The following is a 23,359-nucleotide window of genomic DNA, read 5'->3' on the forward strand; positions in this document are numbered from 1 at the left end:
CTGTACCGTGCTTTGCTCGAGACAGCGCTGATGGTTTCTATTTCAATATTTTTTGCAGTGTTAATCGGACTGCCGCTCGGTATTCTGCTTTACATTACGCAGCATCCGCTGCTGTTTAAAATTAAACCTTTAAACAGCGTGCTCGGATGGTTTGTGAATATTATCAGGTCGTTTCCTTTTATTATTCTGATTGTGGCGATTATGCCGTTTGCGACCTGGCTCGTTAATGCTTCACACGGTCCGGTTTTTGCAAGTGTTGCTCTGTCAATTGCAGCAGTGCCGCTGTTTGCACGTCTCGTTGAATCCAGTTTTAACAGTGTAAAAGACGGTGTGATCGAAGCGAGTATTGCAGGCGGTGCCCCGCTTTATTTAATCGTTACGGATGTGCTGCTGCCGGAAGCCAAGAAAAGCATCGCGCAGGCTATCACACTGACGATAATTTCAATTATCGCCTTCAGTGCAACTGCGGGTGTCGTAGGCGGAGGCGGGGTCGGTGACCTTGCAATCCGTTACGGCTATTACCGCTACGACACGCTGACGATGATTGTGACAGTAGTCGTCCTCGTTGTTATCGTGCAGATTGTCCAGTGGGCTGGAGACTTTATCTCTAACAGAACGGAGGAGAAATAATGCGCGGAATTATAATATTTTTAATTGGCACTTTAGCCGTTATTATAGGCACTAGCATTCTTCTGTATGAAGACGAGGGTGAAGTGATTACCATTGGTGCATCGAGCGGACCATTTGCAGATATGGCATCTTTTGCCTTAAAACCCGTCTTGGAAGAGAACAGTTATACGGTCGAAATCGTTGAATACAGCGATTATATTCAGCCGAATAACGCGCTTTCAAATGGCGACCTCGATGCCAATCTCTTTCAGAACGTCCTGTTCATGGACAGTTATAATGAAGAAAATGATGCTGATTTAAAAAATATCATTCAGGTGCCGACGGCACCTATGGGGCTTTACAGCAGTGAATTCAGTTCGCTGGAAGATATTGCTTCCGGCAGTGAAGTAGCATTGCCTTTAGATCCGGTCAACTCCAGCCGCGGTTTTTTAACACTGCAGGACGCGGGGCTGATTACCATCAGTGACGACGCAGATATGTTTGCTATCGATGAAGCAGACATTATAAATAATAAAAAAAATCTCGAGTTTATTTATCAGGACGCCGGCCAGCTGCCGAGAAGCGTTGACCAAATCGGCCTGTCGCTTGTCCCGGGCAACTTTGCGCTCGCAAGTGATATGAAGCTTTCCGATGCCCTTGCCCTTGAAAACATGAATGAATACTTTAGAAATCAAATTGTAATTAACGGCGATGATGCCGGAACGAAACTGGAAGAAGATTTAATCAAGGCTGTAGGGTCGGAGGAATTTAACGAAGTGATTGATGCTGACTTTAAAGGATTCGACAAACCGGAGGAGGATGAATAAATGGCAAGCGAACTTTTAAAATCATTAAGTCCCAGCTATTTCAGCAGTATGATGAATGCAGAGCTCGAAGTCGGCGATAAGCCGCTCTTAAATCTTGCAGTCGGTATTCCCGATGGACAGACGCCTGAAGTCATTACCGATGCAGTTAAAGAAGCTGTTGATAAAGTAGAAAATCAAAAATACGGCGCATTTCGCGGCAAGCCGGAACTAAAAGACAGCATAAAGCGATTTTATAAAAGAACTTACGATGTAGACCTTGAAGATGAAAATATAGCCATCTTGTTCGGCACGAAAAATGCACTGGTTAACTTTCCGCTCGCTCATATCAATCCCGGTGCAGGCGTGATGCTGCCGAATCCCGGTTACGCAGATTATATTACTGCTGTGGAACTCTCGCAGGCAAGGCTGATCGATATGCCGCTCCTTAGAGAAAACAATTATCTTCCTGACTTTGATTCGCTCGAAGCAGAACTTAAAGAAACGGACCTTATTTACTTAAACTATCCATCCAATCCGCTCGGGGCAGCCGCAGATAAATCATTTTTTGATGATGTGATTAAACGGTTCAAAGGCACAAAAACACAGATTGTTCATGATTTTGCATATGCTGCTTTCGGCTATGACGGTCTTCACCCGAGCATTTTACAAAGTGATCCGGACTTTGAAGTATCGATGGAAATTTATTCGCTGTCGAAAGGATTTAATATGTCCGGCTACAGAATCGGTTTTGCAGCCGGGAATAAAGAGATGATAGAAAGTATTAATAAGTTTCAGGATCATACGAATGCAGGGGTTTTCGGTGTTACTCAGGACGCGGCAACAGCGGCGCTCGACAATGCAGATACTTTGATTCCTGAACAGAATGAAATATTCAAAAAGCGTAAAAATTTTATTAATAAAGCGTTGCTGGATTTAAATATCCCAATAGAGCCGATTCAGGGCGGCATTTTCGGGTGGATAAAAGTCCCCTCAGGTTTTAACGGCGAAAGTTTTGTTCAGTACCTGCTGAAAGAACAGTCTATTCTTGCAACGCCGGGGAAACCTTTCGGGTCCCGAGCCGAAGATTATATCCGCATATCTTTGGCCGTTGCAGATGAAGACTTAAAAACATTTACAGAAAGACTCCGTGAGATTAAAGAACTCTATCAAGATTAGTTTATTGTCTGTCATCAAATGTGGTATTATTTACCCAGATATTAAATTTTGGGGGCGGCATGAGAGTGACTAAGTTTTTTAATCGAAACCGCATGTTAATCGTGCTGTTTGGCATAGTAGTATTAATTGCATTAATCGGTTTTTCTTTGTCGGACAGAGATTCCACAACGAAAGCGGAGCAGTTCACCGGTGATACGGCAGCCGCGACTCAAAAGGTTGTCGATGCGCCGTTCAGCTTTATAGGAAATATATTTTCAAACATTGCAGGAAGTTTCAGTGCACTTGAAGAAAACGAGGAACTGAAACAGCAGCTCGATATGCTGCCGCAGCTGCAGGCGGACAATGAACGTCTCAAGGCTGAAAACGAAGAGCTGCGAGAGTCTCTGGAAGTAAGTTCCAGTATGGCTTACGAGACTGTCAATGCCCGGGTTATTTCACGTGCACCTGACCAGTGGCTTGAATCCTTTACGATTGATAAGGGAGAAAAAGACGGCATTAAAGAAGGCATGGCAGTGTCGACATCGGAAGGACTGGTCGGGATTGTTAAACGCGTTAACGGTAAATCGAGTTTTATCGAGATGATTTCGACGAATGCATCACAAAATAACCTGTCGGTTGAAGTCAGACACAATGATGAAGCTGTTTACGGCAACATCCGCAACTTCGATACGGAAAATGATGTGCTGGTCGTGGAAAATATTAAAAGCCAGGTAAAACTTGAAAAAGGCGACGAAGTATTTACATCGGGGCTGACAGGTGCTTTCCCTGAAGGTATTGTTATCGGTAAAGTAGTGGAAGTTGAAAACGATGAGTACGGACTGAGCCAGAACGCTTACGTACAGATGAACAGTGACTTAAATGATGTGGATAATGTGTTTGTCTTAAAACGCGATCCTGAGTCACTGGAGGATTGACAAATATGCAGACGATAGTAATTTTTATTATAGGAATATTACTCATGTATACTGATATGGCTTTTACCGGCTTCAGTCCGATGATGGTTTTTGGAGTTGAAGTTTACTTTGTGCCGAAGCTTCTGTTTATGTATATTCTGCTTTTAACGATATACGCGGGGCCGGGAATCAGTATGTTTTTTGCTGCTGTGTTCGGTATTATGCTCGATGTGTACATCGGTTCGCTGTACGGTGTTCACATCTTTGGTTTTATCGCCTTCGTAGTCTTTATGCAGGCAGCTTTCAGAGTGTTCTACAGGGATTTTGTAGCCATGGCCTTTGTCGTGCTGCTGAACACCTTTCTTTTCGATTTATACCAGTACGCGATTTACCGGGTGCTCGATTTCATAGCGATGCCGTTTTTCGACTATATCGCGCTCCGGGCAATTCCGAGCGTACTGGTCAGTGCGCTGTTTTTCGTTATCCTTTATGTCCTTGCCATTCAGACGGCGAAGGTCAGAAAAGAATTGCGGAGAATCAATTGACACAGCCATTTATATTTTATATAATACAGTAGTTGATGAAACGTAAACGTCAACCGCACATGTATAGGTTTAAGCGGCAGAGCCCACCTATAGTGGCGTGTCTTAAATAATAGGAGGTGTAAGTATGTTTGCAATCATCGAAACAGGTGGTAAACAGGTAAAAGTTGAAGAAGGTCAATCAATCTTCGTTGAAAAATTAGAAGTTGAAGAAGGCGCTGAATTCACGTTTGACAAAGTACTTTTTGTTGGAGGCGACAACGCTAAAGTTGGAGTTCCTACAGTTGAAGGTGCTACTGTTACAGCTACAGTTGAAAAGCATGGACGCGGTAAAAAGATTAACGTTATCAAGTTCAAACGCAGAAAAAACTACAGCCGTAAACAAGGTCATCGTCAGCCTTATACTAAATTAACAATCGGCAAAATCAACGCGTAATGATTAATGTTATCGTTGCCCGTAACAGTGAGAAACATATTACCGGATTTACGATGGACGGACACGCGGACTTTGATGTTCACGGAAAAGATCTCGTATGTGCAGGTGCTTCGGCAGTTGTATTCGGCAGTGTGAACGCAGTATTTGCGCTGACTGATTACGAGCCGGCCATAGATATGGCCGACGAAGGTGGATATTTAAGTGTTAAGCTTGAAGATACATCTGATGACAGAGTTCAATTGATTTTGGAAACAATGATTGTGTCATTAAAAACTATTGAATCAGAATATAGCGAATTTATAAAAATTGAACATGAGTGAGGTGTATTGAATGTTAAAATTAAACTTACAGTTCTTCGCATCGAAAAAAGGGGTTGGGTCGACTAGAAACGGTCGTGACTCTGAATCAAAACGCCTTGGTGCCAAAAGACAAGATGGACAATTCGTAACAGGCGGATCTATTTTATTCCGTCAGCGCGGTACTAAAATTCACCCGGGTGAAAACGTAGGACGCGGCGGAGATGACACTCTATTCGCGAAAATCGACGGTGTTGTTAAATTCGAACGTGTCGGACGCGACAAAAAACGTGTTTCTGTATATCAGGAAGCAAAATAATAATTTTGTGGCATCAGCTTCTGCTGATGTCTTTTTTTATGAATGTTATAATTAAAAATAAAGAATCTTACATGGAGGTGAGTGTTATGTTTATAGATTACGTATCCGTCTACTTGAAAGCAGGTAACGGCGGTAACGGTCTGGTAGCATACCGCAGAGAGAAATATATTCCGATGGGCGGGCCATCCGGCGGAGACGGCGGTAACGGTGCAGATATTATTATGGAAGTAGATGAAGGATTAAGAACTTTAATGGACTTCAGATTCCAGCGTCACTTTAAAGCATCCCACGGAGAAAATGGAATGAATTCTAATATGCACGGTAAAAACAGTGCGCCATTAGTATTAAAAGTGCCGCCGGGCACCATAGTGAAAAACTCGGAGAATGGCGAAACGCTTGCCGATCTGATTGAACACGGCCAGCAGGCGGTAATCGCTAAAGGCGGACGCGGCGGACGCGGCAACTCCCGCTTTGCTACAAGCCGCAACCCCGCACCTGACTTTGCGGAAAACGGAGAGCCCGGTCATGAGCTCGAAGTCACAATGGAACTTAAAATGATGGCGGATGTCGGTATTGTCGGTTTTCCAAGTGTCGGTAAATCAACCCTGCTCGGCACTGTATCAAAGGCGAAACCGAAAGTCGGAGATTATCACTTCACTACGCTGCAGCCGAACCTCGGCGTAGCACAAACAAAAGACGGAAGAACCTTCGTCATGGCTGATATGCCGGGACTTATTGAAGGCGCATCAGGCGGTACAGGGCTCGGGCACCAGTTTCTCCGTCATATCGAAAGAACAAAAGTGCTCGTGCACGTAGTGGATATTTCTGAAACTGACGGCAGAGATGCGGTTGAAGATTATAAGACTATCCGCAGAGAAATGGCGATGTTTAACGAAGAACTCCTCGAGCGTCCGGAAGTTATCGCTTTAAATAAAGTGGAGTTAATCGATCACGATGAAGAAATAATTAATAACTTTATAGACGGCATTGACTCCGAGAGTGAAATTGTACAAATTTCAGCAGCAACGGGTGAAAATATCGATGCGCTTCTATATAAAGTGGCAGATCTGCTTGAAGAACAGCCGGTTGTTAAAGAAGAGATTGAGACGGAAAGCCGCGTTGTATACCGTCATGAAAAAGATCCTGATAAATTTGAAATTACACGTGATGATGACGGTGCCTATGTTGTATCGGGTGCAGCAATTGAACGTCTGTTCATGATGACAGACTTTAACCGCGAAGCCGCAGTACGCAGATTCGCGAGACAAATGCGCACGATGGGCATCGATGATGCACTTCGCGACCGGGGTATACAGGCTGGAAATATTGTGCGTATTTTAGGCGGAGAGTTTGAATTTGTAGAATAGGTGATTATAAATGTATCAGTATATAAAAGGTAAGCTGACGGAAGTCAAACCAGCCGGAGCGACTGTAGAGACAGGCGGTATCGGGTATTTGCTGCTCGTACCGAATCCGTTCCGGCTTGAAGGCTATATCAATACGGATGTAACGATTTTTACGGAGCTCATTGTAAGGGACGATGCACATACGCTGTACGGCTTTACCAGTGAGAGTGAAAAATCAATGTTTAAATCTCTCCTGAAAGTGACCGGAATTGGTCCTAAAAGTGCCTTGGCTATACTTGCTGCAGCAACGCCGAATGAAATAATCAATGCAATAGAACGGGAAGATAATGCTTTTATGCAGAAATTCCCGGGCATTGGGAAAAAGAGTGCCAGCCAGATTATTCTCGACTTAAAAGGCAAGCTGAAGCCGGATGAAACAGCGGATCCTGCTGAAACAGCGGCTGCTGCTGCGGATTCTGTTTACGTCGATGAGGCGCTGCTTGCGCTTGAAGTGCTCGGCTACTCGAAACGTGAGCTGACACGCATCGAGAAGAAACTTGCAAAAGAAAATATCAGTTCTGTTGATGAAGCAGTGAAGCTTGGACTTAAACTATTACTAAATTAAACGGGGTGAAGTAATGGATGAACGTATTTTGGATGAGCATGAGCACGATGATGAAGCGTCGCTCGAATTATCGCTCCGGCCGGCAAAATTGCAGCAGTACATCGGACAGGATGCGCTTAAAAATAATTTAAGCGTGTTTATCGAGGCGGCAAGAATGCGCGAAGAAGCGCTGGATCATGTAATTCTGCATGGCCCGCCGGGGCTCGGTAAAACGACGCTTGCCAATATTATCGCTGCTGAAATGAACGTTAATATTAAGACGACATCCGGGCCGGCGGTTGAACGAGCCGGTGACCTCGCTGCGATTTTATCCAGTTTAGAACCGGGTGATGTGCTCTTTATCGATGAAATTCACAGACTGCCGCGTTTCGTTGAAGAAATTTTATATTCCGCCATGGAAGATTTCTTTATCGATGTGGTCATCGGTCAGGGCGATGAAGCGAGAAGTATCAGAATTGATTTGCCGCCGTTTACTTTAGTCGGCGCAACGACCCGTTTCGGAAGTCTTTCAGCACCGCTCAGAGACCGTTTCGGGGTACAGCTCAGACTGCAGTATTACGACCTTGACAGTCTGAAGCTGATTATCGAGCGGACAGCGGATATTTTTGAAGTGGCGATTCCGGAAAACAGTTTGGAAGAGCTCGCGAGAAGATCACGCGGCACGCCGAGAATAGCAAACAGACTGCTCCGGCGCGTCAGAGACTTTTCAATGGTTAAAGGTGAAGAAGCAATTACACTAGATACTACGAATTATGCACTTAAAGTGCTGGAAGTCGATCCGGAAGGCCTTGAGCCGGTTGACCATAAAATTATGCGGACGATTATCGGTACATACGGAGGCGGTCCCGTCGGCCTCGAAACCGTTGCGGTATCCATCGGCGAAGAAGTCGTGACACTGAATGATGTATATGAACCGTATTTAATCCAGCGCGGATTTTTGGAACGGACACCAAGAGGGCGTAAAGCCACAGCGAAATCATTTGAATATTTTAAAAATATTGATTTGACTTAAGCTGGTTTAGGAGGAAACACATGAAGTTAGAAGAATTTGATTTTCATCTGCCTGAAAACTTAATTGCGCAGACACCGTTAAAAGAGCGTACGAATTCAAGGCTGCTTGCTGTTAATAAGACGACAGGCGACTTGACCGACAAACATTTTTACGATGTCGCGGATTATTTTACTCCGGGGGATGTACTCGTATTAAATGATACGAAAGTACTGCCTGCAAGACTGTTTGGCATCAAAGAAGAAACAGGCGCAAAAATTGAAATGCTGCTCTTAAAACCGCTTGACGGCGGATACGAAGTACTCATCCGTCCGGCGAAAAAAATCAGTATAGGTACAAGGATTACTTTCGGAGAAGGCAAGCTCGTTGCGGAATGCACAGCGAAATTCGAAGAAGGTATTCATCATATGAAGCTGATTTACGACGGCATTCTGGAACAGGTTCTGGATGAACTCGGTGAAATGCCGCTGCCGCCGTATATTAAAGAAAAACTCGATGATAAAGACCGCTACCAGACTGTCTTTGCACGGGAATCCGGTTCAGCTGCAGCACCGACAGCAGGGTTGCACTTTACCGAGACACTGCTGAAAGAGATTCAGGATAAAGGTGTTGAAATTGTTTATATTACGCTGCATGTCGGCCTCGGAACTTTCCGTCCAGTCGCAGCAGAAACGATTGAAGACCATAAAATGCACAGCGAATTCTATATGATGACAGCTGATGCGGCAGAAAAACTGAACCGGGCTAAAGATGCTGGCGGTAAAATTATCAGTGTCGGTACGACGAGTACCCGTACGCTCGAAACTATTATGCATGAACATGGCGAATTTAAAGAAGCCTCCGGATTTACAGATATTTTTATTTACCCGGGCTTTATTTACAAGGCGGTGGACGTCTTGATAACGAACTTCCATCTGCCTAAATCTTCGCTGGTCATGCTGGTCAGCGCGTTCAGTTCGAGAGAACATATTTTAAATGCATACGCCCATGCAGTCGACTCGGAATACCGTTTCTTCTCGTTCGGCGATGCGATGATTTTATATTAAAGAGGTGACTACTTTGGCAATTCGCTATGAACATATTAAAACGTGCAAACAGACGGGTGCGCGACTCGGCAAGCTCCATACACCGCATGGTGTTATCGATACGCCGATTTTCATGCCGGTCGGCACGCTCGCAACAGTCAAGACGATGTCTCCGGAAGAGCTTGCTGATATCGGTTCACAGATTATTTTATCGAACACATATCACTTATGGCTGCGGCCGGGAAATGACATTGTTAAAGAAGCCGGCGGCCTCCATAAGTTCATGAACTGGGACAAGCCGATTCTGACAGACTCGGGCGGTTTTCAGGTATTCAGCCTGAGCCATCGCCGTAAAATTACCGAAGAAGGCGTCCATTTCCGGAGCCATCTCGACGGCTCTAAATTATTTTTAGGTCCGGAAGGCGCGATGGATATTCAGCATGACCTCGGCTCAGATATTATGATGAGCTTTGACGAATGTGCAGCGATTCCTTCGACCCACGATTACGTTAAGCAGTCAGTTGAACGCACGACACGCTGGGCTGACCGCGGTCTCAATCACCATATTAAAAAAGGACACGATAAACACCAGGCGCTCTTTGGCATCGTCCAGGGCGGGGAGTATAAAGACCTCCGCGAACAGAGTGCGAAGGATTTAGTAGCAATGGACTTCCCGGGCTATTCCATCGGCGGCTTATCTGTCGGAGAACCGAAACCTGTAATGTACAGAGTGCTCGAAGAAACCGTGCACCTGCTGCCGGAAGATAAACCGAGATACTTAATGGGCATCGGTTCGCCGGATGCTCTGATCGAAGGTGTTATCCGCGGGGTCGACATGTTTGACTGTGTACTGCCGACGCGTATTGCACGAAACGGAACAACGATGACTTCCGAAGGACGTGTTGTCGTTAAAAATAAAAAATTCGAACGCGATTTTACACCGCTGGATCCGAATTGCGACTGCTACACTTGTAAGAACTACACACGTGCCTACCTCAGACATTTATTTAAAGCAAATGAGATACTCGGATTGAGACTTACTACTTATCATAATCTTTATTTTCTGTTAAACTTGATGGAAGATGTTCGAACTGCAATTTTAAATGATAATTTATTGGATTTTAAAGAAGCATTTTTCGAATCTTATGGATTGAATACTGAAAATCCGAAAAATTTCTAAGCAGGAGGAAATTGCGCAATGGAATTACTCGTAACTTTCGCACCGATAATCGTTTTAGTTTTAGTTATGTATTTCTTAATGATCCGCCCGGCTCAAAAAAGGCAAAAAGCGGTTCAGGAAATGCAGGCTGGACTGAAAAAAGGCGATGAAGTTATTACAATCGGCGGTTTGCACGGCACTGTAGAATCATTTGACCAGAAACATATGTACTTACGTACTGACGAGTCAGCTGTTCTTAAGTTTGACCGTGTTGCATTAAAAGAAGTTGTAAAATAAATACAAGAAACCTAAGTCGGCATTTGTCGGCTTTTTTTATTTATCTTTGTAATTTTTAACGTTATAATTAACTCATTGTAAAAACTAGAGGTGTCAACGTGAAAAAGAAATCCAGTAAATTAATTATTGCACTGATGATTGTTGTTGTACTGTTTACAACAATCGCCTTAACGCTTAAAGATGTATTAAATAACGTCAATCTCGGCCTGGATCTCCAGGGCGGTTTTGAAGTTCTTTATCAGGTCGAACCTCTTGAAGAAGGGGATACGATTGATGACAGCGCAGTCCGGAGTACAGCTTCAACTCTCGATTCAAGAGTTAACGTTCTCGGTGTGTCGGAACCGAATATACAAATTGAAGACAATAACAGAATCAGAGTGCAGCTTGCCGGTGTCGATGACCAGCAGGAAGCAAGGGAGCTTTTAAGCACCCAGGCTGAACTGACAATTCGCGACGTCGACGATAATGTACTGCTGTCCGGCAAAGACTTAGTCCAGGGCGGTGCGTCTCAGGATTATGATGAGATGAACAATGCAATGGTGTCTTTAGAACTGCGTGACAGCAATAAGTTTAAAGAAGTGACTGAAGAAATTTCACAGCGTCCTCCGGGTGAAAACCTGATGGTCATCTGGATGGATTTCACAGAAGGTGAAGATTCATTTCTAGAGGAAGTGCAGAAGGAAGATCCTAAATTTATTTCAGCTCCGACGGTGTCACAGCCGATTAACTCTACGGATGTAATGATCTCAGGCGGTTTTGAAGGGCAGGAAGGTGTCGAACGTGCACAGAATATTTCCTCCCTCCTTAATTCCGGATCACTGCCGGTTAAACTCGATGAAGTGTATTCGACTTCAGTCGGTGCGCAGTTCGGTGAACAGGCACTTGATGAAACAGTCACAGCCGGTCTGATTGGTGTCGGTCTCGTCTTCCTGTTCATGCTCGTGTTTTACAGACTGCCGGGGCTTGTGGCGGTTATTACACTGACTGTGTATATTTACCTGACGCTCGTCGGTTTTAACGCAATCAGCGGTATGCTGACACTGCCCGGGATTGCAGCTTTAATTTTAGGTGTCGGCATGGCTGTCGATGCAAACATTATCCTGTATGAACGGCTGAAAGACGAGCTCCGAATCGGCCGCAGCTTAAAACAGGCTTACAAGAGAGCAGCAGCGTCATCCTTATGGACTATTGTTGATGCTAACCTGACGACGCTCATTGCAGCAATCGTGCTGTTTATATTCGGTACGAGCAGTGTTAAAGGCTTCGCAACGATGCTTCTCTTATCCATTTTAATGAGTTTCGTTACTGCGGTATTCCTGACACGTGTCATCATGTCACTGATTGTCCAGTCGAATTACGCAAATGGTAAAACAGGCTGGTTTGGTGTCAGCAGAAAACATGTTCACAATATTTCAGAAGGAAAAGATATTGAAGATCTGACTTCTCCGTGGGACCGCTTTGATTTCGTTAAACATGCAAATAAATTCTTTGCTTTAAGCGGAATTATTGTGGCTCTGGGAATTGTCATTCTGTTTATTTTCAGGCTGAATCTCGGCATCGACTTTACAAGCGGTACGCGGGCTGATATTACGACGGATGGAAATGCTACGGTTGAACAAGTTGAAGACGAATTGACTTCACTCGGCATACCGCCTGAGAACCTGACGATGTCCGGAGAAGATACAATCGTCGCACGCTACGGTGTCGACTTGACTCAGGAAGAAGTCACCGCAATGCAGAATGAATTTAATGATATGTATGGACATGAGCCGATGATCAGTACAGTCAGTCCTGTTATCGGACAGGAGCTGGTGCAGAATGCAGTTATTGCGCTGATTATTGCATCGCTCGGTATAATTATCTATGCGTCCCTGCGTTTTGAGTGGCGTATGGCAGTGCCGGCAGTACTTGCCCTCCTGCACGATGTCTTTATTATTATTGCAGTATTTTCAATTCTGCGGATCGAAGTTGATATTACAATTATTGCAGCAGTACTGACGGTTGTCGGCTACTCTATTAACGATACAATTGTTACCATGGACAGAATACGTGAAAACAACCGCAAGATTAAGGTCATCAGAAGCGAAGAAGAAATCAATACGATTATTAACCGCTCCTTGAGACAGACAGCAACGCGTTCAATCAATACGATTCTGACTGTATTAATCGTCGTTGTCTTCCTCGTGCTGTTCGGTGCATCATCAATCTTTAACTTCTCGCTTGCGCTGTTAATCGGTCTGGTGAGCGGTGTATACTCATCGTTCTTCATTGCAATACAGCTGTGGGGTGTCTTAAAACGCAGACAGCTTAGAAAATCAGGCGGAGAAATTGTTGTCTATACTGAGAAAGCTAAAAATGATGATAAAGTGGTAGTATAATAATAGTAAATTCAAAACGTCCGGGTGCGCCTGGACGTTTTTTAAAAAGGTGATAATTATGTTTACATCAAAATATACATGGCAGGTGCGGGAACGCACTGAACAGTTAAGCGAGGATATTAAAAAAGAATATAAATTGAATCATCTGGAAGTAACCTTGCTTGAAAACCGGGGTTATAATACACAGGAGCAGGTGGATGAAATTCTCGCACCTTCTGAGTATAACTGGCAGTATATGCCGAATATTAATGAAGCGACAGCAATGATAAAAAAACATCTGGACGCGGAGTCCCGAATTTTAATTTACGGCGACTATGATGCGGACGGGATAACCAGCACCGCGATTTTATACGACGCGCTGAGAGCTGAAAATGAAAATGTTTTTTATTTTATCCCGAACAGAATGGAACACGGCTACGGTCCGAACTACGATTTCTTTGAATTCGAAGTCGTCGGGAATGCAGATCTTGTGATTACGGTTGACAACGGTGTCGCAGCAGCAAAGGAAATCGCACTGCTCCGTGAAAATAATATCGATACAGTGATTATAGATCACCACGCTTTTGCAGATGAAATTCCGGATGCAGTGATCGTTCATGCCGGTTATCCGGAAAGTAAATATCCTTTCCAGGAACTTGCGGGTGTCGGTGCTGCTTACAAGGTTATCCAGGCTCTTGGTCTCGCTAAAGATGAGTATCTCGGACTTGTCGCTATAGGCACAGTCGCAGATATCGTCTCGATGACGGATGAGAATAAATTTCTCGTAACAAGAGGACTCGCTGAACTGAATCAGAAGATGCCGCTCGGTTTATCAACATTATTAAAAATGAGCAATCATACAGGAACAATTGACGAAGAGACAATCGGTTTTACTATTGCACCGAGGTTAAATGCGACAGGGAGAATGGACGAAGCGTCAATTGGTGTGGAACTGTTACTGGCGGATGATGAGAACCGTGCATATGAAATTGCCTCCGGCATTGAAGAACTGAATACCGAGAGAAAAGCACTGGTTGAAACGATTTATAAAGAAGCGGCTGAACAGGTCGATGAAAGTAATGAAATTAATATTGTCGCGGGCGAAGACTGGCATCAGGGTGTACTCGGCATTGTGGCATCGAGACTCGTCGACAGGTTCGGCAAGCCTGCGATTGTTATGAGCAGTGATTTTGATGTGTATAAAGGTTCGGCACGTTCAATTGAAGGTATTGATCTCCTCGGTGTTCTGAAAAAATATCCCGATTATTTCAATACGCTTGGCGGTCATTCCCAGGCGCTCGGCTTATCGGTCTACGAAGACTCTCTTGATGAATTTAAAAAAACAATAACCGGATATTTTAATGAGCTGAATCTTAACTTAAAACCTGTTCAGTATATTGATTATAAGGTGACGGGTGACAATTTAACTCTGAAAGATTTTGAACGCATCAGAAGATTAAAACCTTTTGGCAAAGATTTTAATACACCGGTATTTATGATTGCGAATCAGACAGTTAAGAGTATCCGTCAGGTCGGCAAAGACTTATCGCATATTAAAATTACGCTGCAGGAGCTGGATATCGATATTATCGGCTTTAAATTCGGTTTTCTTCACAGCGAAGTGCAGAGCGGCGACAAAATCAGTTTAATAGGCAGGCTGAATATTAACGACTTTAATCATAAGCGCACACTGCAGATGGTCCTGATGGATGCGCGCATTGACGATTTGCAGATTATTGATATGCGTGCTAAAAACGAGCAGAATTTTTCACTTATTAAAAGCGATGATCTGTTCGTCACGAGCGAAGGTAATGACGGCAAAGAAAATTACTTTACGTACGGGGACCCGCTGCCGATTGCAGTGGATACTGTAGTGCTGCGGGATATTCCTTATGATCTTGAGGAGCTGAAGACAACACTGAAAGGGCTGCAGGCTTCTAAAATCATTGTAATCTTCAACGATAAAAATGAACTGTTTTTTGAAGGGCTGCCGTCGAAACAGCTGATTGAACAGACAGATGAAATTATTATGAATGCGAAGAACGGGGCAATAGATTTAACTGTCCATGCGCCACATCTTGCAAAAAGAATAGGCACTTCGATGAGAAATTTAAAAATTATTACCGATATTTTAGCAGATTTGTCACGAATCCGCCTCGAAAATGGTATAGTATATAAGGATGAAGTACAGAGCGGGATCAATATAGAAAACAGTCAATATTTAAAACGCTTAACTACTAAAATTGAAGCCGAGGCAAAACTGAAAATGTCTTCCGGCCAAAGTATGAAAGATTATTTACGTACATTAATTACAGCGTAAATTGGAGGAAATTATGGATTTAAAACAGTATGTATCAGAAGTTGAAAACTGGCCGAAAGAAGGTGTCAGTTTTAAAGACATCACTACGATAATGGATAACGGCCCCGCATATAAATATGCAACGGATCAGATTGTAGAGTACGCTGCAGCGAAGGATGTTGATATTGTTGTCGGACCTGAAGCACGCGGATTTATTATCGGCTGCCCAGTTGCTTACAGTATGGGTATCGGTTTTGCCCCGGTCCGTAAAAAAGGTAAATTGCCGCGCGAGGTACTGGAGTACGAATACGATCTCGAATATGGTACAAATGTGCTGACGATGCATAAGGATGCTATCAAGCCGGGACAGCGTGTCCTCATTACGGATGACCTGCTCGCTACCGGCGGTACGATTATGGCGACGATTAAACTGATTGAAGAGATGGGCGGCATTGTAGCCGGAATTGCTTTCCTGATCGAGCTTAAATATTTAAATGGAATGGAATTGCTCGATGGTTATGATACAATTTCATTAATCACTTATGAAAGTTAAGAAAAGCCTGTAAATACAGGCTTTTTTCTATAGGTCTTGTTTCTTTAGACATTTATTTGTAGTATTATTATTTTATATCTAAATTTTCGGAAGGGTGGCGTGACCATGAATAAGGAATACCCGTATGAAGCACAAGATGTTTTTAATATGTGTGGTGAATATCTTGATGACAGCGATTTGCAGATGATAAAAAAAGCATACGAGCTGGCACGTGAAGCACATGAGGGACAGTTCCGTAAAAATGGTCTGCCGTATATCGCACACCCTGTACAGGTTGCAGGAATTTTAGCAGAGCTGAAACTCGATGCACCGACTATTGTCGCAGGATTTCTGCATGATGTCGTTGAAGATACTCAGTATACATATGATGATTTAATCAGTATGTTTAATGAAGAAGTAGCAATTATTGTAGACGGTGTGACGAAACTTGAAAAAGTAAAATACCGTTCCCATCAGGAGCAGCAGGCTGAAAATCACCGCAAGCTGTTTATCGCTATAGCGAAAGATATCCGCGTAATATTAGTAAAACTGGCCGACCGCCTGCATAACATGCGGACACTGAAAGCAATGCCTGAAGAAAAACAGGTGCGTATCTCGCGGGAGACGCTGGAAATATATGCGCCGCTTGCCCATCGCCTCGGTATTTCAAGCATTAAGTGGGAACTTGAGGACACGGCACTAAGATACATAGAACCGGGACAGTATTTCCGTATTGTCAGTCTGATGAAAAAGAAACGCAGTGAACGGGAAAATGTTATTGATGAAGCAATCGAAAAAATAGATTCGGAACTTGACTCGAGTTCGGTGGAGCATAATTTATCCGGCCGCCCGAAACATATCTACAGTATTTATAAGAAAATGCAGAAGCAGTCGAAACAGTTTGAGCAGATATTTGATCTGCTTGCCATCCGCGTACTGGTCAATGATGTGCGGGATTGTTATGCGGCGCTCGGAATTATTCACACAATCTGGCGGCCGATGCCTGGCAGATTTAAAGATTATATCGCTATGCCGAAGCCGAATATGTACCAGTCGCTGCACACGACTGTTGTCGGACCGAACGGCGATCCGCTGGAAATTCAAATCCGCACCCATGAAATGCATGAGATTGCAGAACATGGTGTAGCTGCGCACTGGGCCTATAAAGAAGGTGTCGATGCGAACAAAGCATCGCTTGATGCAAGGCTTGACTGGTTTAAAGATATCGTCGGCAATGAAACCGATAATCCTGATGCAGAAGAATTTATGGCGGCGCTGAAAACAGACCTTCTCAGCGACAAGGTATATGTCTTTACACCGGATGGCGATGTTATTGAACTCCCTCAGGGAGCGATTCCGATTGATTTTGCCTACCAGGTTCACTCCGAAGTAGGGAATAAGATGGTCGGTGCCAAAGTGAATGGTAAAATCGTACCGATTGACCATGAGCTTGAAACTGGCGATATTCTCGAAATCAGAACGAGCAAGCAGTCATACGGACCGAGCATCGACTGGCTGAAAATGGTCAAAACATCCAGTGCCCGCAATAAAATCCGGTCCTTCTTCAAGAAGCAGGATCGCAAAGTAAACATTGAAAAAGGCCGGCAGGCTGTTGAGCTTGAAATAAAAGCGCGCGGTTATAATCCGGACAATGTAATCCAGGATGATAATGTATCAGGTGTGCTCGCACGCTATAATCTGCACGATGAAGATGATCTGTTTGCGATGATCGGTTTTGGCGGAGTTACAGCAAACCAGGTGACAAACCGTCTTCTTGAGAAAATTAAAGAAGCTGAACAAAAATCGAATCAGATTGAGGAAATCGACCGCACACATCATTATAAAGAAATAACAACTGAATCCGGCGTATATGTCGAAGGCATGGACAATATGCTGATTAACCTGTCTAAATGCTGCAATCCGATTCCAGGGGACGATATTATCGGTTATATAACGAAAGGACACGGTGTCAAAGTCCACGTCGTTACCTGTCCGAATATTATCCATGAAACCGAGCGTCTGATCGATGTCGAATGGGTCGGCAATAAAAATGTAGATAAGAGATATCAGGTGGATCTCGAAATTACAGGCTACGACCGCAACGGCCTTGTAAATGAAATTTTAAACTTAATTTCCAGCCTGAAAGTCCCGATTACACGTGTGAATGGCCTTGCTGATGAAACAAAACAGGCGAGAGTGAGTTTATCGATTATGGTTCCGAATAAGCACGAACTGTACCGTGCAGTCGACAGAATTAAACAACTAAAAGATATATACAGCGTTGAACGCGTATTTAAGTGAGGTATAAGAGATGAAAATCATTTTACAGAAAGTTTCCCACGCGCTGGTTGCCAACAACGAAATGTATAATGAGATTAACGACGGCTACTGCTTACTGGTCGGTGTCAGTAAAACATCTACAGAAGAAGATGCACGTGTCCTTGCAAGAAAGATTGCGAATGCCCGCATTTTTGAAGATCAGGAAGGCAAGATTAATTTATCGATTAAAGAAGTCGGCGGCGAAATTTTAAGTGTGTCCCAGTTTACTCTGTACGCATCCACCCTGAAAGGCAATCGTCCAAGTTTCACAGAAGCAGCTTCCGGTGAAGATGCAAGAGCACTCTACAAAGTCTTCAATGAAGCACTGCGCGAACACGACCTTGTTGTAAAAGAAGGATTTTTCGGGGAACATATGGACGTAAGGCTGATTAACGATGGACCGATTACTATTATTTACGAAGCCGAGGACGGTAAAATCATCTGATGGATTCAATTAAAGCAATCTTCAAAAAATCGGCTGATGCAATCGGCTATTTCCTGAAGTATAAAAAGCATCTGTATATTAAACCGCTCTTCTTTATCATTATTGCGCTCGGTATTGTCCTGCTGTCGGTTTATGTATATAAAAATGTTATACATGAACCGGAAGAATTAATTACGATGGACTTTTCAGAAGCTGATGATGAAGTGAGCTACGACTTCAGCGGCACGACAGTTGCCCTCGATCCCGGGCACGGCGGCGAAGACCCCGGTGCGCCGAGTAAATACGGCGAAAATGAAGACACAATTGTCTACTCAATTGCCTCCATGCTTGAGCAATCGCTCACAGAAGCAGGGGCGGAAGTAATTATGACCCGCGGAGCAGATGAAACCGTGAGTCTTGATGACCGTAAAGTCGAGGCGGATTTATTTATCAGCCTGCACAGCGACGCTTTTGATGACCCTGCGATTTCAGGCTTTACAACCTTTTATACCTACCCGAACCAGGAAGCCTTCGGTGAACATTTAAATGCAGCGCTCGATGAGCATTCACTGCTGTTTAACCGCGGCAACCAGGTCATGCAGTACCAGGTCGTCTGGCAGCTTGATTATCCCGGAGTTTTAATTGAACTCGGCTACCTGAGTAATGAGTTTGATGATTATATATTAAATCAGGAAGATTATCAGGACGAAATGGTCACAGCTATTATGGAAGGGATCGACAGTTATTTAAAGCGTTAGCTTGACAAAGATAAAAAATCTGACTATTATAAAGAGAATAATTCAACTTAATACTTTTAATTCATGGCGAAGAGAATATCTATAATGAGGCACAGAGAAATTCACCCAGGCTGAAAGTGAATGCTCCAAATGGTATTTGCCGACACTTTGCTAAAGAAGCTGTATATACAGCGGTCACAGCCGTTATCTGTTGAAAGAGCACTTTTGTGCTGAACCTAGGGTGGCACCACGACCATTTCGTCCCTTATACCGTTTCCCCGGTATAAGGGATTTTATTTTTTTATAAAAAATTCAGGAGTGATGATAATGATACAGGTACCGAGAGGAACACAGGATATATTACCGGAAGAATCTTATAAATGGCAGTATATTGAGAAAAAACTGCACGAGATTGCAAAGAATTATAATTATGAAGAAATCCGTACACCGATGTTTGAATCAACAGATCTTTTTGTCCGAGCAGTCGGCGGCTCTACAGACATTGTAAATAAGGAAATGTATACATTTAAAGATAAGGGCGACCGCAGTCTGACGCTGCGTCCGGAAGGGACGGCGCCTGTTGTGCGCAGTTATATTGAAAATAAAATGCAGCACAACGTTGAACAGCCGGTGAAGCTTTTTTATCTGGCGCCGATGTTCCGCTATGAACGCAAACAGAAAGGGCGCTACCGCCAGTTCGTTCAGTTCGGTGTTGAAGCCATCGGGGTTGAAGACCCGCTGATCGATGTGGAAGTCTTAAGTATGCTTATGAATATTTACCAGTCCTTTGGTCTTAAAAATCTGAAGCTTGTAATTAATTCAATCGGTGATATCGAGAGCCGCAACGAATACAATAAAGCGCTGGTTGAACACTTTTCACCGCGCATCGATGAATTCTGCAATGATTGCCAGACACGTATTAATACGAACCCGATGCGCATTCTCGACTGTAAGGTAGACCGAGATCACGAGCTCGTTAAAACAGCACCGCGCATGTATGATTATTTAAACGATGAGTCAAAAGCTTACTTTGAAACTGTTAAAGCGAAACTGGATGAACTTAATATTAATTATGAAGTGGATTATAATCTGGTGCGCGGCCTAGATTACTATACGCACACAGCTTTTGAACTGATGAGCGACGCCGAAGGTTTCGGTGCTATTACGACTCTATGCGGCGGCGGACGCTACAACGGACTGCTCGAGATGATGGACGGGCCGGATAAAACCGGAATCGGTTTTGCACTCAGCATCGAGCGCCTGCTGCTTGCCCTTGAAGCTGAAGGAATTGAAATTCCGAAAGATAAAGGCATCGATCTTTATATCTGCACTATGACTGATGAAGCACGGAATGCTGCAGGAACGCTGCTTCACAAACTGCGCAGCCGCAACATCAGTGCGGATATGGATTATGAAAACCGTAAACTGAAAGCACAGATGAAAGATGCTGACAGAAAGAACGCCCAGTATACTATTGTACTCGGTGAAAATGAGCTTGACAGCCGTCAGGCCGACTTGAAAAATATGGAGACGGGTGAAACCGTAAAATTATCGTTCGACGATATAATTAATACACTGGAGGAATTGTAGATGACAAGAATATATTCTAATGAAGTTACACTCGATACAGCAGGCGAAACAGTTCATCTGCAAGGCTGGGTGCAGAAGCGTCGCGACCTTGGCGGGCTGATTTTTATCGATTTAAGAGATAAAAACGGTCTGATTCAGGTCGTCTTTAACCCGGACGTTTCCAAGGAAGCACTGACGATTGCCGATAAAATCCGTACCGAGTATGTTGTGGATATTAAAGGTACAGTTAAAAAACGCGATGAAAAACAAGTAAATAAAAATATTGAATCCGGTGAAATTGAAGTTTATGCAGAAGAAATTGAAATTCTGGCTAAAGCAAAAACACCGCCTTTCCAAGTAAGCGATGACAATATCAATGAAGATACACGTCTGAAATACCGTTATATTGATTTGCGCCGTCCGAAACTGCAAAACATATTAAAAACGCGGTCTATAATTAATAAAGCGGTCAGAGACTTTTTAGCGGAAGAAGACTTTATGGATATTGAAACACCTGTCCTGTCAAAATCGACACCGGAAGGCGCGCGTGATTATTTAGTGCCGTCACGTGTCCACCCGGGCGAGTTTTACGCGCTGCCGCAGTCGCCGCAAATCTACAAGCAGCTGTTAATGCTTTCCGGCATGGAGCGCTACTATCAGATCGTTAAATGCTTCCGCGATGAAGACCTCCGTGCTGACAGACAGCCGGAATTCACACAGATAGATATTGAGAAATCATTTACCGACCAGGAAGATATTATCGATATGAACGAACGCCTGATTCAGTATGTAATGAAGACGGTAAAAGGGCTTGATATTCCAGCACCTTTCCCGCGTATTACCTATGAGGATGCAATGGCACGCTACGGTGTGGATAAGCCGGACACGCGCTTTGGTCTTGAACTGCAGAATTTAAACGAGTTCAGCAGCACTGCTGATTTTAAAGTATTTAAAGCAGCTGTTGAGGCCGGCGGTTCTGTGAAAGCCATCGTTGTGCCTGGCGCAGCACCGGATTATTCACGTAAGGATATCGATAAGCTGGAAGCATTCGTTAAGAACTACGGAGCTAAAGGGCTCGCCTGGATGAAAGTCAACGAAGAAGGCATGCAGGGGCCGATTGCGAAGTTCTTTGATGACAGCAAGAAGCAGGAATTAACGGAGACTTTATCGTTAAATACTGATGACCTCATCTTATTTGTTGCAGATAAAGATTCAGTTGTACATGCCGCTCTCGGCAATCTGCGCAACAAGCTCGGCAAGGACTTAGGTTTAGTCGACAAAGATCAGTTTAACTTTATCTGGGTGACCGATTGGCCGTTATTCGAATACGATGAAGACCTCGGCCGCTATTTTGCAGCGCACCATCCGTTTACTTCACCGAAGCGTGAAGATATTGATAAACTTGAAACTGCACCTCATGAAGTGAAAGCCAATGCTTACGATATCGTCTTGAATGGTTATGAACTCGGCGGCGGTTCAATCCGCATCAGCGATGCCGAGCTACAGGAGAGAATGTTCAGAGCGCTCGGCTTTACGGATGAAGAACGCGACAGCCAATTCGGCTTCTTGATTGAAGCCTTCCAGTACGGTGCGCCGCCCCATGGCGGGATTGCATACGGTCTTGACCGTTTTGTAATGCTTCTGACAGGTTCTGATAATATCCGCGACGTTATCGCGTTCCCTAAAACACAAAATGCGAGTGATTTAATGATGGATGCACCTTCGGTTGTATCAAGAGAACAGTTAAAAGAACTGCATATAGACGTAGAAGTTGAAAAAGACTAGAAGAATTGGTTAAACTGAGATTGTACAATCTCAGTTTATTTTTTTTATACAAGGAGGTTCATATGCAGTCATTTCTTGATCCTGAAGCACCATTGGTGCAAATCGGTGATCTTAATCATGTAATTTATCTGGCCGGCATCTTTATTATTTTGTTTATGCTGTTTAAGTTTCGTTATCAGATTAAAGAAAATCCGAAAACGGCAATGCTCGGTATACTGATTTTTGCTATTGTTCAGCGAATCATCAGCGGCAGCTATTACATTTTAGCTGATGAATTTACAGTGACAGATTCACTGCCGCTCCACATCTGCAGATTAGTGTGCTATTTAATCATTATTCAATATTTTGCTGAACGGAAGTGGCTGGATCAGATAATTTTCTATTTTGGCTTGTTTGCATATGCCTCTTTCATATACCCCGTCGGTATTTCACCGGCACTTCATATGCTGGGACTGTCATTTTTTATGCTGCACAGCCTGATAATTGTTTATCCTATTATCAGGTATTTCACATCTGGATTCGCACCTTCATTAAGAGGAGCATTTCAGTCAGCTATTTTATTCGCAGTATATTTAACCGGCATGCAGCTGTTGAATAATGCAATCGGCAGCAATTATTTTTATACTGAAGAACGGCCGTTTCTGCACGACTTAAGCGAGCCTGTTTACTTTTTATTGAATATGTTCGGTATTGGAATCGGTTTTGTTATCGTTGCCTTACTTATTCATCTGGTAATTAATTATGTTAAACATAAGACAGAAAAACCTAAAAATGAAAAAGAAAAAACACTGGTGTAGTC

The 23,359-nt window shown here is 43.7% G+C and carries 23 protein-coding genes and 1 other annotated feature; all 23 genes read left to right on the top strand.

The genetic code is table 11. From position 1 onward, the window contains the following. Window positions 1-30: 30 nt before the first annotated feature. The 23 genes from IR135_RS02825 (at window position 31) to IR135_RS02935 (ending at window position 23,357) form a co-directional block, all read left to right on the top strand. Window positions 31-630 carry a methionine ABC transporter permease gene (locus tag IR135_RS02825; protein WP_135097090.1) on the top strand — a complete coding sequence of 200 codons (600 nt, stop codon included), beginning with the start codon at window positions 31-33 and terminating at the stop codon, window positions 628-630. Beyond that, on the top strand, window positions 630-1,436 hold the full coding sequence (locus IR135_RS02830; protein WP_135096543.1) for a MetQ/NlpA family ABC transporter substrate-binding protein: 807 nt from the start codon (window positions 630-632) through the stop codon (window positions 1,434-1,436). Before IR135_RS02825 ends, IR135_RS02830 begins: the two co-directional genes overlap by 1 nt. Continuing rightward, window positions 1,437-2,591 (top strand): aminotransferase class I/II-fold pyridoxal phosphate-dependent enzyme, encoded by a 1,155-nt coding sequence (locus IR135_RS02835; RefSeq protein ID WP_135096545.1) that lies wholly within the window; start codon window positions 1,437-1,439, stop codon window positions 2,589-2,591. Window positions 2,592-2,650: 59 nt separating this feature from the next. Beyond that, complete coding sequence (gene mreC, locus IR135_RS02840) at window positions 2,651-3,505, top strand: rod shape-determining protein MreC (RefSeq protein ID WP_228063398.1); 855 nt, start codon at window positions 2,651-2,653, stop codon at window positions 3,503-3,505. A 5-nt stretch (window positions 3,506-3,510) separates the two neighbouring features. Continuing rightward, on the top strand, window positions 3,511-4,029 hold the full coding sequence (mreD, locus tag IR135_RS02845) for a rod shape-determining protein MreD (RefSeq protein WP_115884474.1): 519 nt from the start codon (window positions 3,511-3,513) through the stop codon (window positions 4,027-4,029). A 41-nt stretch (window positions 4,030-4,070) separates the two neighbouring features. Further along, window positions 4,071-4,142, top strand: a sequence feature (ribosomal protein L21 leader region). 11 nt (window positions 4,143-4,153) lie between these two features. Continuing rightward, on the top strand, window positions 4,154-4,462 hold the full coding sequence (gene rplU, locus IR135_RS02850) for a 50S ribosomal protein L21 (protein ID WP_135096549.1): 309 nt from the start codon (window positions 4,154-4,156) through the stop codon (window positions 4,460-4,462). After that, window positions 4,462-4,782, top strand: coding sequence for a ribosomal-processing cysteine protease Prp (locus tag IR135_RS02855; RefSeq protein ID WP_135096551.1), 321 nt, complete (start codon window positions 4,462-4,464; stop codon window positions 4,780-4,782). Before rplU ends, IR135_RS02855 begins: the two co-directional genes overlap by 1 nt. A 10-nt stretch (window positions 4,783-4,792) precedes the next feature. Further along, entirely contained in the window at window positions 4,793-5,077 is a 285-nt protein-coding gene (rpmA, locus tag IR135_RS02860) for a 50S ribosomal protein L27 (RefSeq protein ID WP_115884471.1), read from the top strand. A gap of 86 nt (window positions 5,078-5,163) precedes the next feature. Then, window positions 5,164-6,444, top strand: coding sequence for a GTPase ObgE (gene obgE, locus IR135_RS02865; RefSeq protein WP_135096553.1), 1,281 nt, complete (start codon window positions 5,164-5,166; stop codon window positions 6,442-6,444). Window positions 6,445-6,454: 10 nt separating this feature from the next. Continuing rightward, window positions 6,455-7,048 (top strand): Holliday junction branch migration protein RuvA, encoded by a 594-nt coding sequence (ruvA, locus tag IR135_RS02870; RefSeq protein WP_135096555.1) that lies wholly within the window; start codon window positions 6,455-6,457, stop codon window positions 7,046-7,048. A 13-nt stretch (window positions 7,049-7,061) separates the two neighbouring features. Continuing rightward, entirely contained in the window at window positions 7,062-8,060 is a 999-nt protein-coding gene (gene ruvB / locus IR135_RS02875) for a Holliday junction branch migration DNA helicase RuvB (protein ID WP_135096557.1), read from the top strand. Between the two features lie 20 nt (window positions 8,061-8,080). Next, window positions 8,081-9,103 (top strand): tRNA preQ1(34) S-adenosylmethionine ribosyltransferase-isomerase QueA, encoded by a 1,023-nt coding sequence (queA, locus tag IR135_RS02880; RefSeq protein WP_135096559.1) that lies wholly within the window; start codon window positions 8,081-8,083, stop codon window positions 9,101-9,103. Window positions 9,104-9,116: 13 nt separating this feature from the next. Next, complete coding sequence (gene tgt, locus IR135_RS02885; RefSeq protein ID WP_135096561.1) at window positions 9,117-10,262, top strand: tRNA guanosine(34) transglycosylase Tgt; 1,146 nt, start codon at window positions 9,117-9,119, stop codon at window positions 10,260-10,262. An 18-nt stretch (window positions 10,263-10,280) separates the two neighbouring features. Next, window positions 10,281-10,538, top strand: coding sequence for a preprotein translocase subunit YajC (gene yajC, locus IR135_RS02890; protein WP_135096563.1), 258 nt, complete (start codon window positions 10,281-10,283; stop codon window positions 10,536-10,538). Window positions 10,539-10,636: 98 nt separating this feature from the next. Then, complete coding sequence (gene secDF / locus IR135_RS02895; RefSeq protein ID WP_135096565.1) at window positions 10,637-12,916, top strand: protein translocase subunit SecDF; 2,280 nt, start codon at window positions 10,637-10,639, stop codon at window positions 12,914-12,916. Window positions 12,917-12,974: 58 nt separating this feature from the next. Beyond that, on the top strand, window positions 12,975-15,215 hold the full coding sequence (gene recJ / locus IR135_RS02900; RefSeq protein WP_135096567.1) for a single-stranded-DNA-specific exonuclease RecJ: 2,241 nt from the start codon (window positions 12,975-12,977) through the stop codon (window positions 15,213-15,215). A 13-nt stretch (window positions 15,216-15,228) separates the two neighbouring features. After that, entirely contained in the window at window positions 15,229-15,747 is a 519-nt protein-coding gene (locus tag IR135_RS02905; RefSeq protein ID WP_135096569.1) for an adenine phosphoribosyltransferase, read from the top strand. A 105-nt stretch (window positions 15,748-15,852) separates the two neighbouring features. After that, on the top strand, window positions 15,853-18,027 hold the full coding sequence (locus IR135_RS02910; protein ID WP_135096571.1) for a RelA/SpoT family protein: 2,175 nt from the start codon (window positions 15,853-15,855) through the stop codon (window positions 18,025-18,027). A 10-nt stretch (window positions 18,028-18,037) separates the two neighbouring features. Next, complete coding sequence (gene dtd, locus IR135_RS02915) at window positions 18,038-18,490, top strand: D-aminoacyl-tRNA deacylase (protein ID WP_135096573.1); 453 nt, start codon at window positions 18,038-18,040, stop codon at window positions 18,488-18,490. Then, entirely contained in the window at window positions 18,490-19,227 is a 738-nt protein-coding gene (locus IR135_RS02920) for an N-acetylmuramoyl-L-alanine amidase family protein (protein WP_135096575.1), read from the top strand. Before dtd ends, IR135_RS02920 begins: the two co-directional genes overlap by 1 nt. Window positions 19,228-19,533: 306 nt before the next feature. Next, entirely contained in the window at window positions 19,534-20,796 is a 1,263-nt protein-coding gene (gene hisS, locus IR135_RS02925) for a histidine--tRNA ligase (protein ID WP_135096577.1), read from the top strand. Next, window positions 20,797-22,560 (top strand): aspartate--tRNA ligase, encoded by a 1,764-nt coding sequence (gene aspS / locus IR135_RS02930; RefSeq protein ID WP_135096578.1) that lies wholly within the window; start codon window positions 20,797-20,799, stop codon window positions 22,558-22,560. A gap of 62 nt (window positions 22,561-22,622) precedes the next feature. Continuing rightward, a complete protein-coding gene (locus IR135_RS02935; RefSeq protein ID WP_135096580.1) occupies window positions 22,623-23,357 on the top strand; it encodes a TIGR02206 family membrane protein in 735 nt (244 codons plus the stop codon). Window positions 23,358-23,359 lie beyond the last annotated feature (2 nt).

This window comes from Jeotgalicoccus nanhaiensis, from assembly GCF_015235105.1.
Lineage (GTDB): Bacteria > Bacillota > Bacilli > Staphylococcales > Salinicoccaceae > Jeotgalicoccus > Jeotgalicoccus nanhaiensis.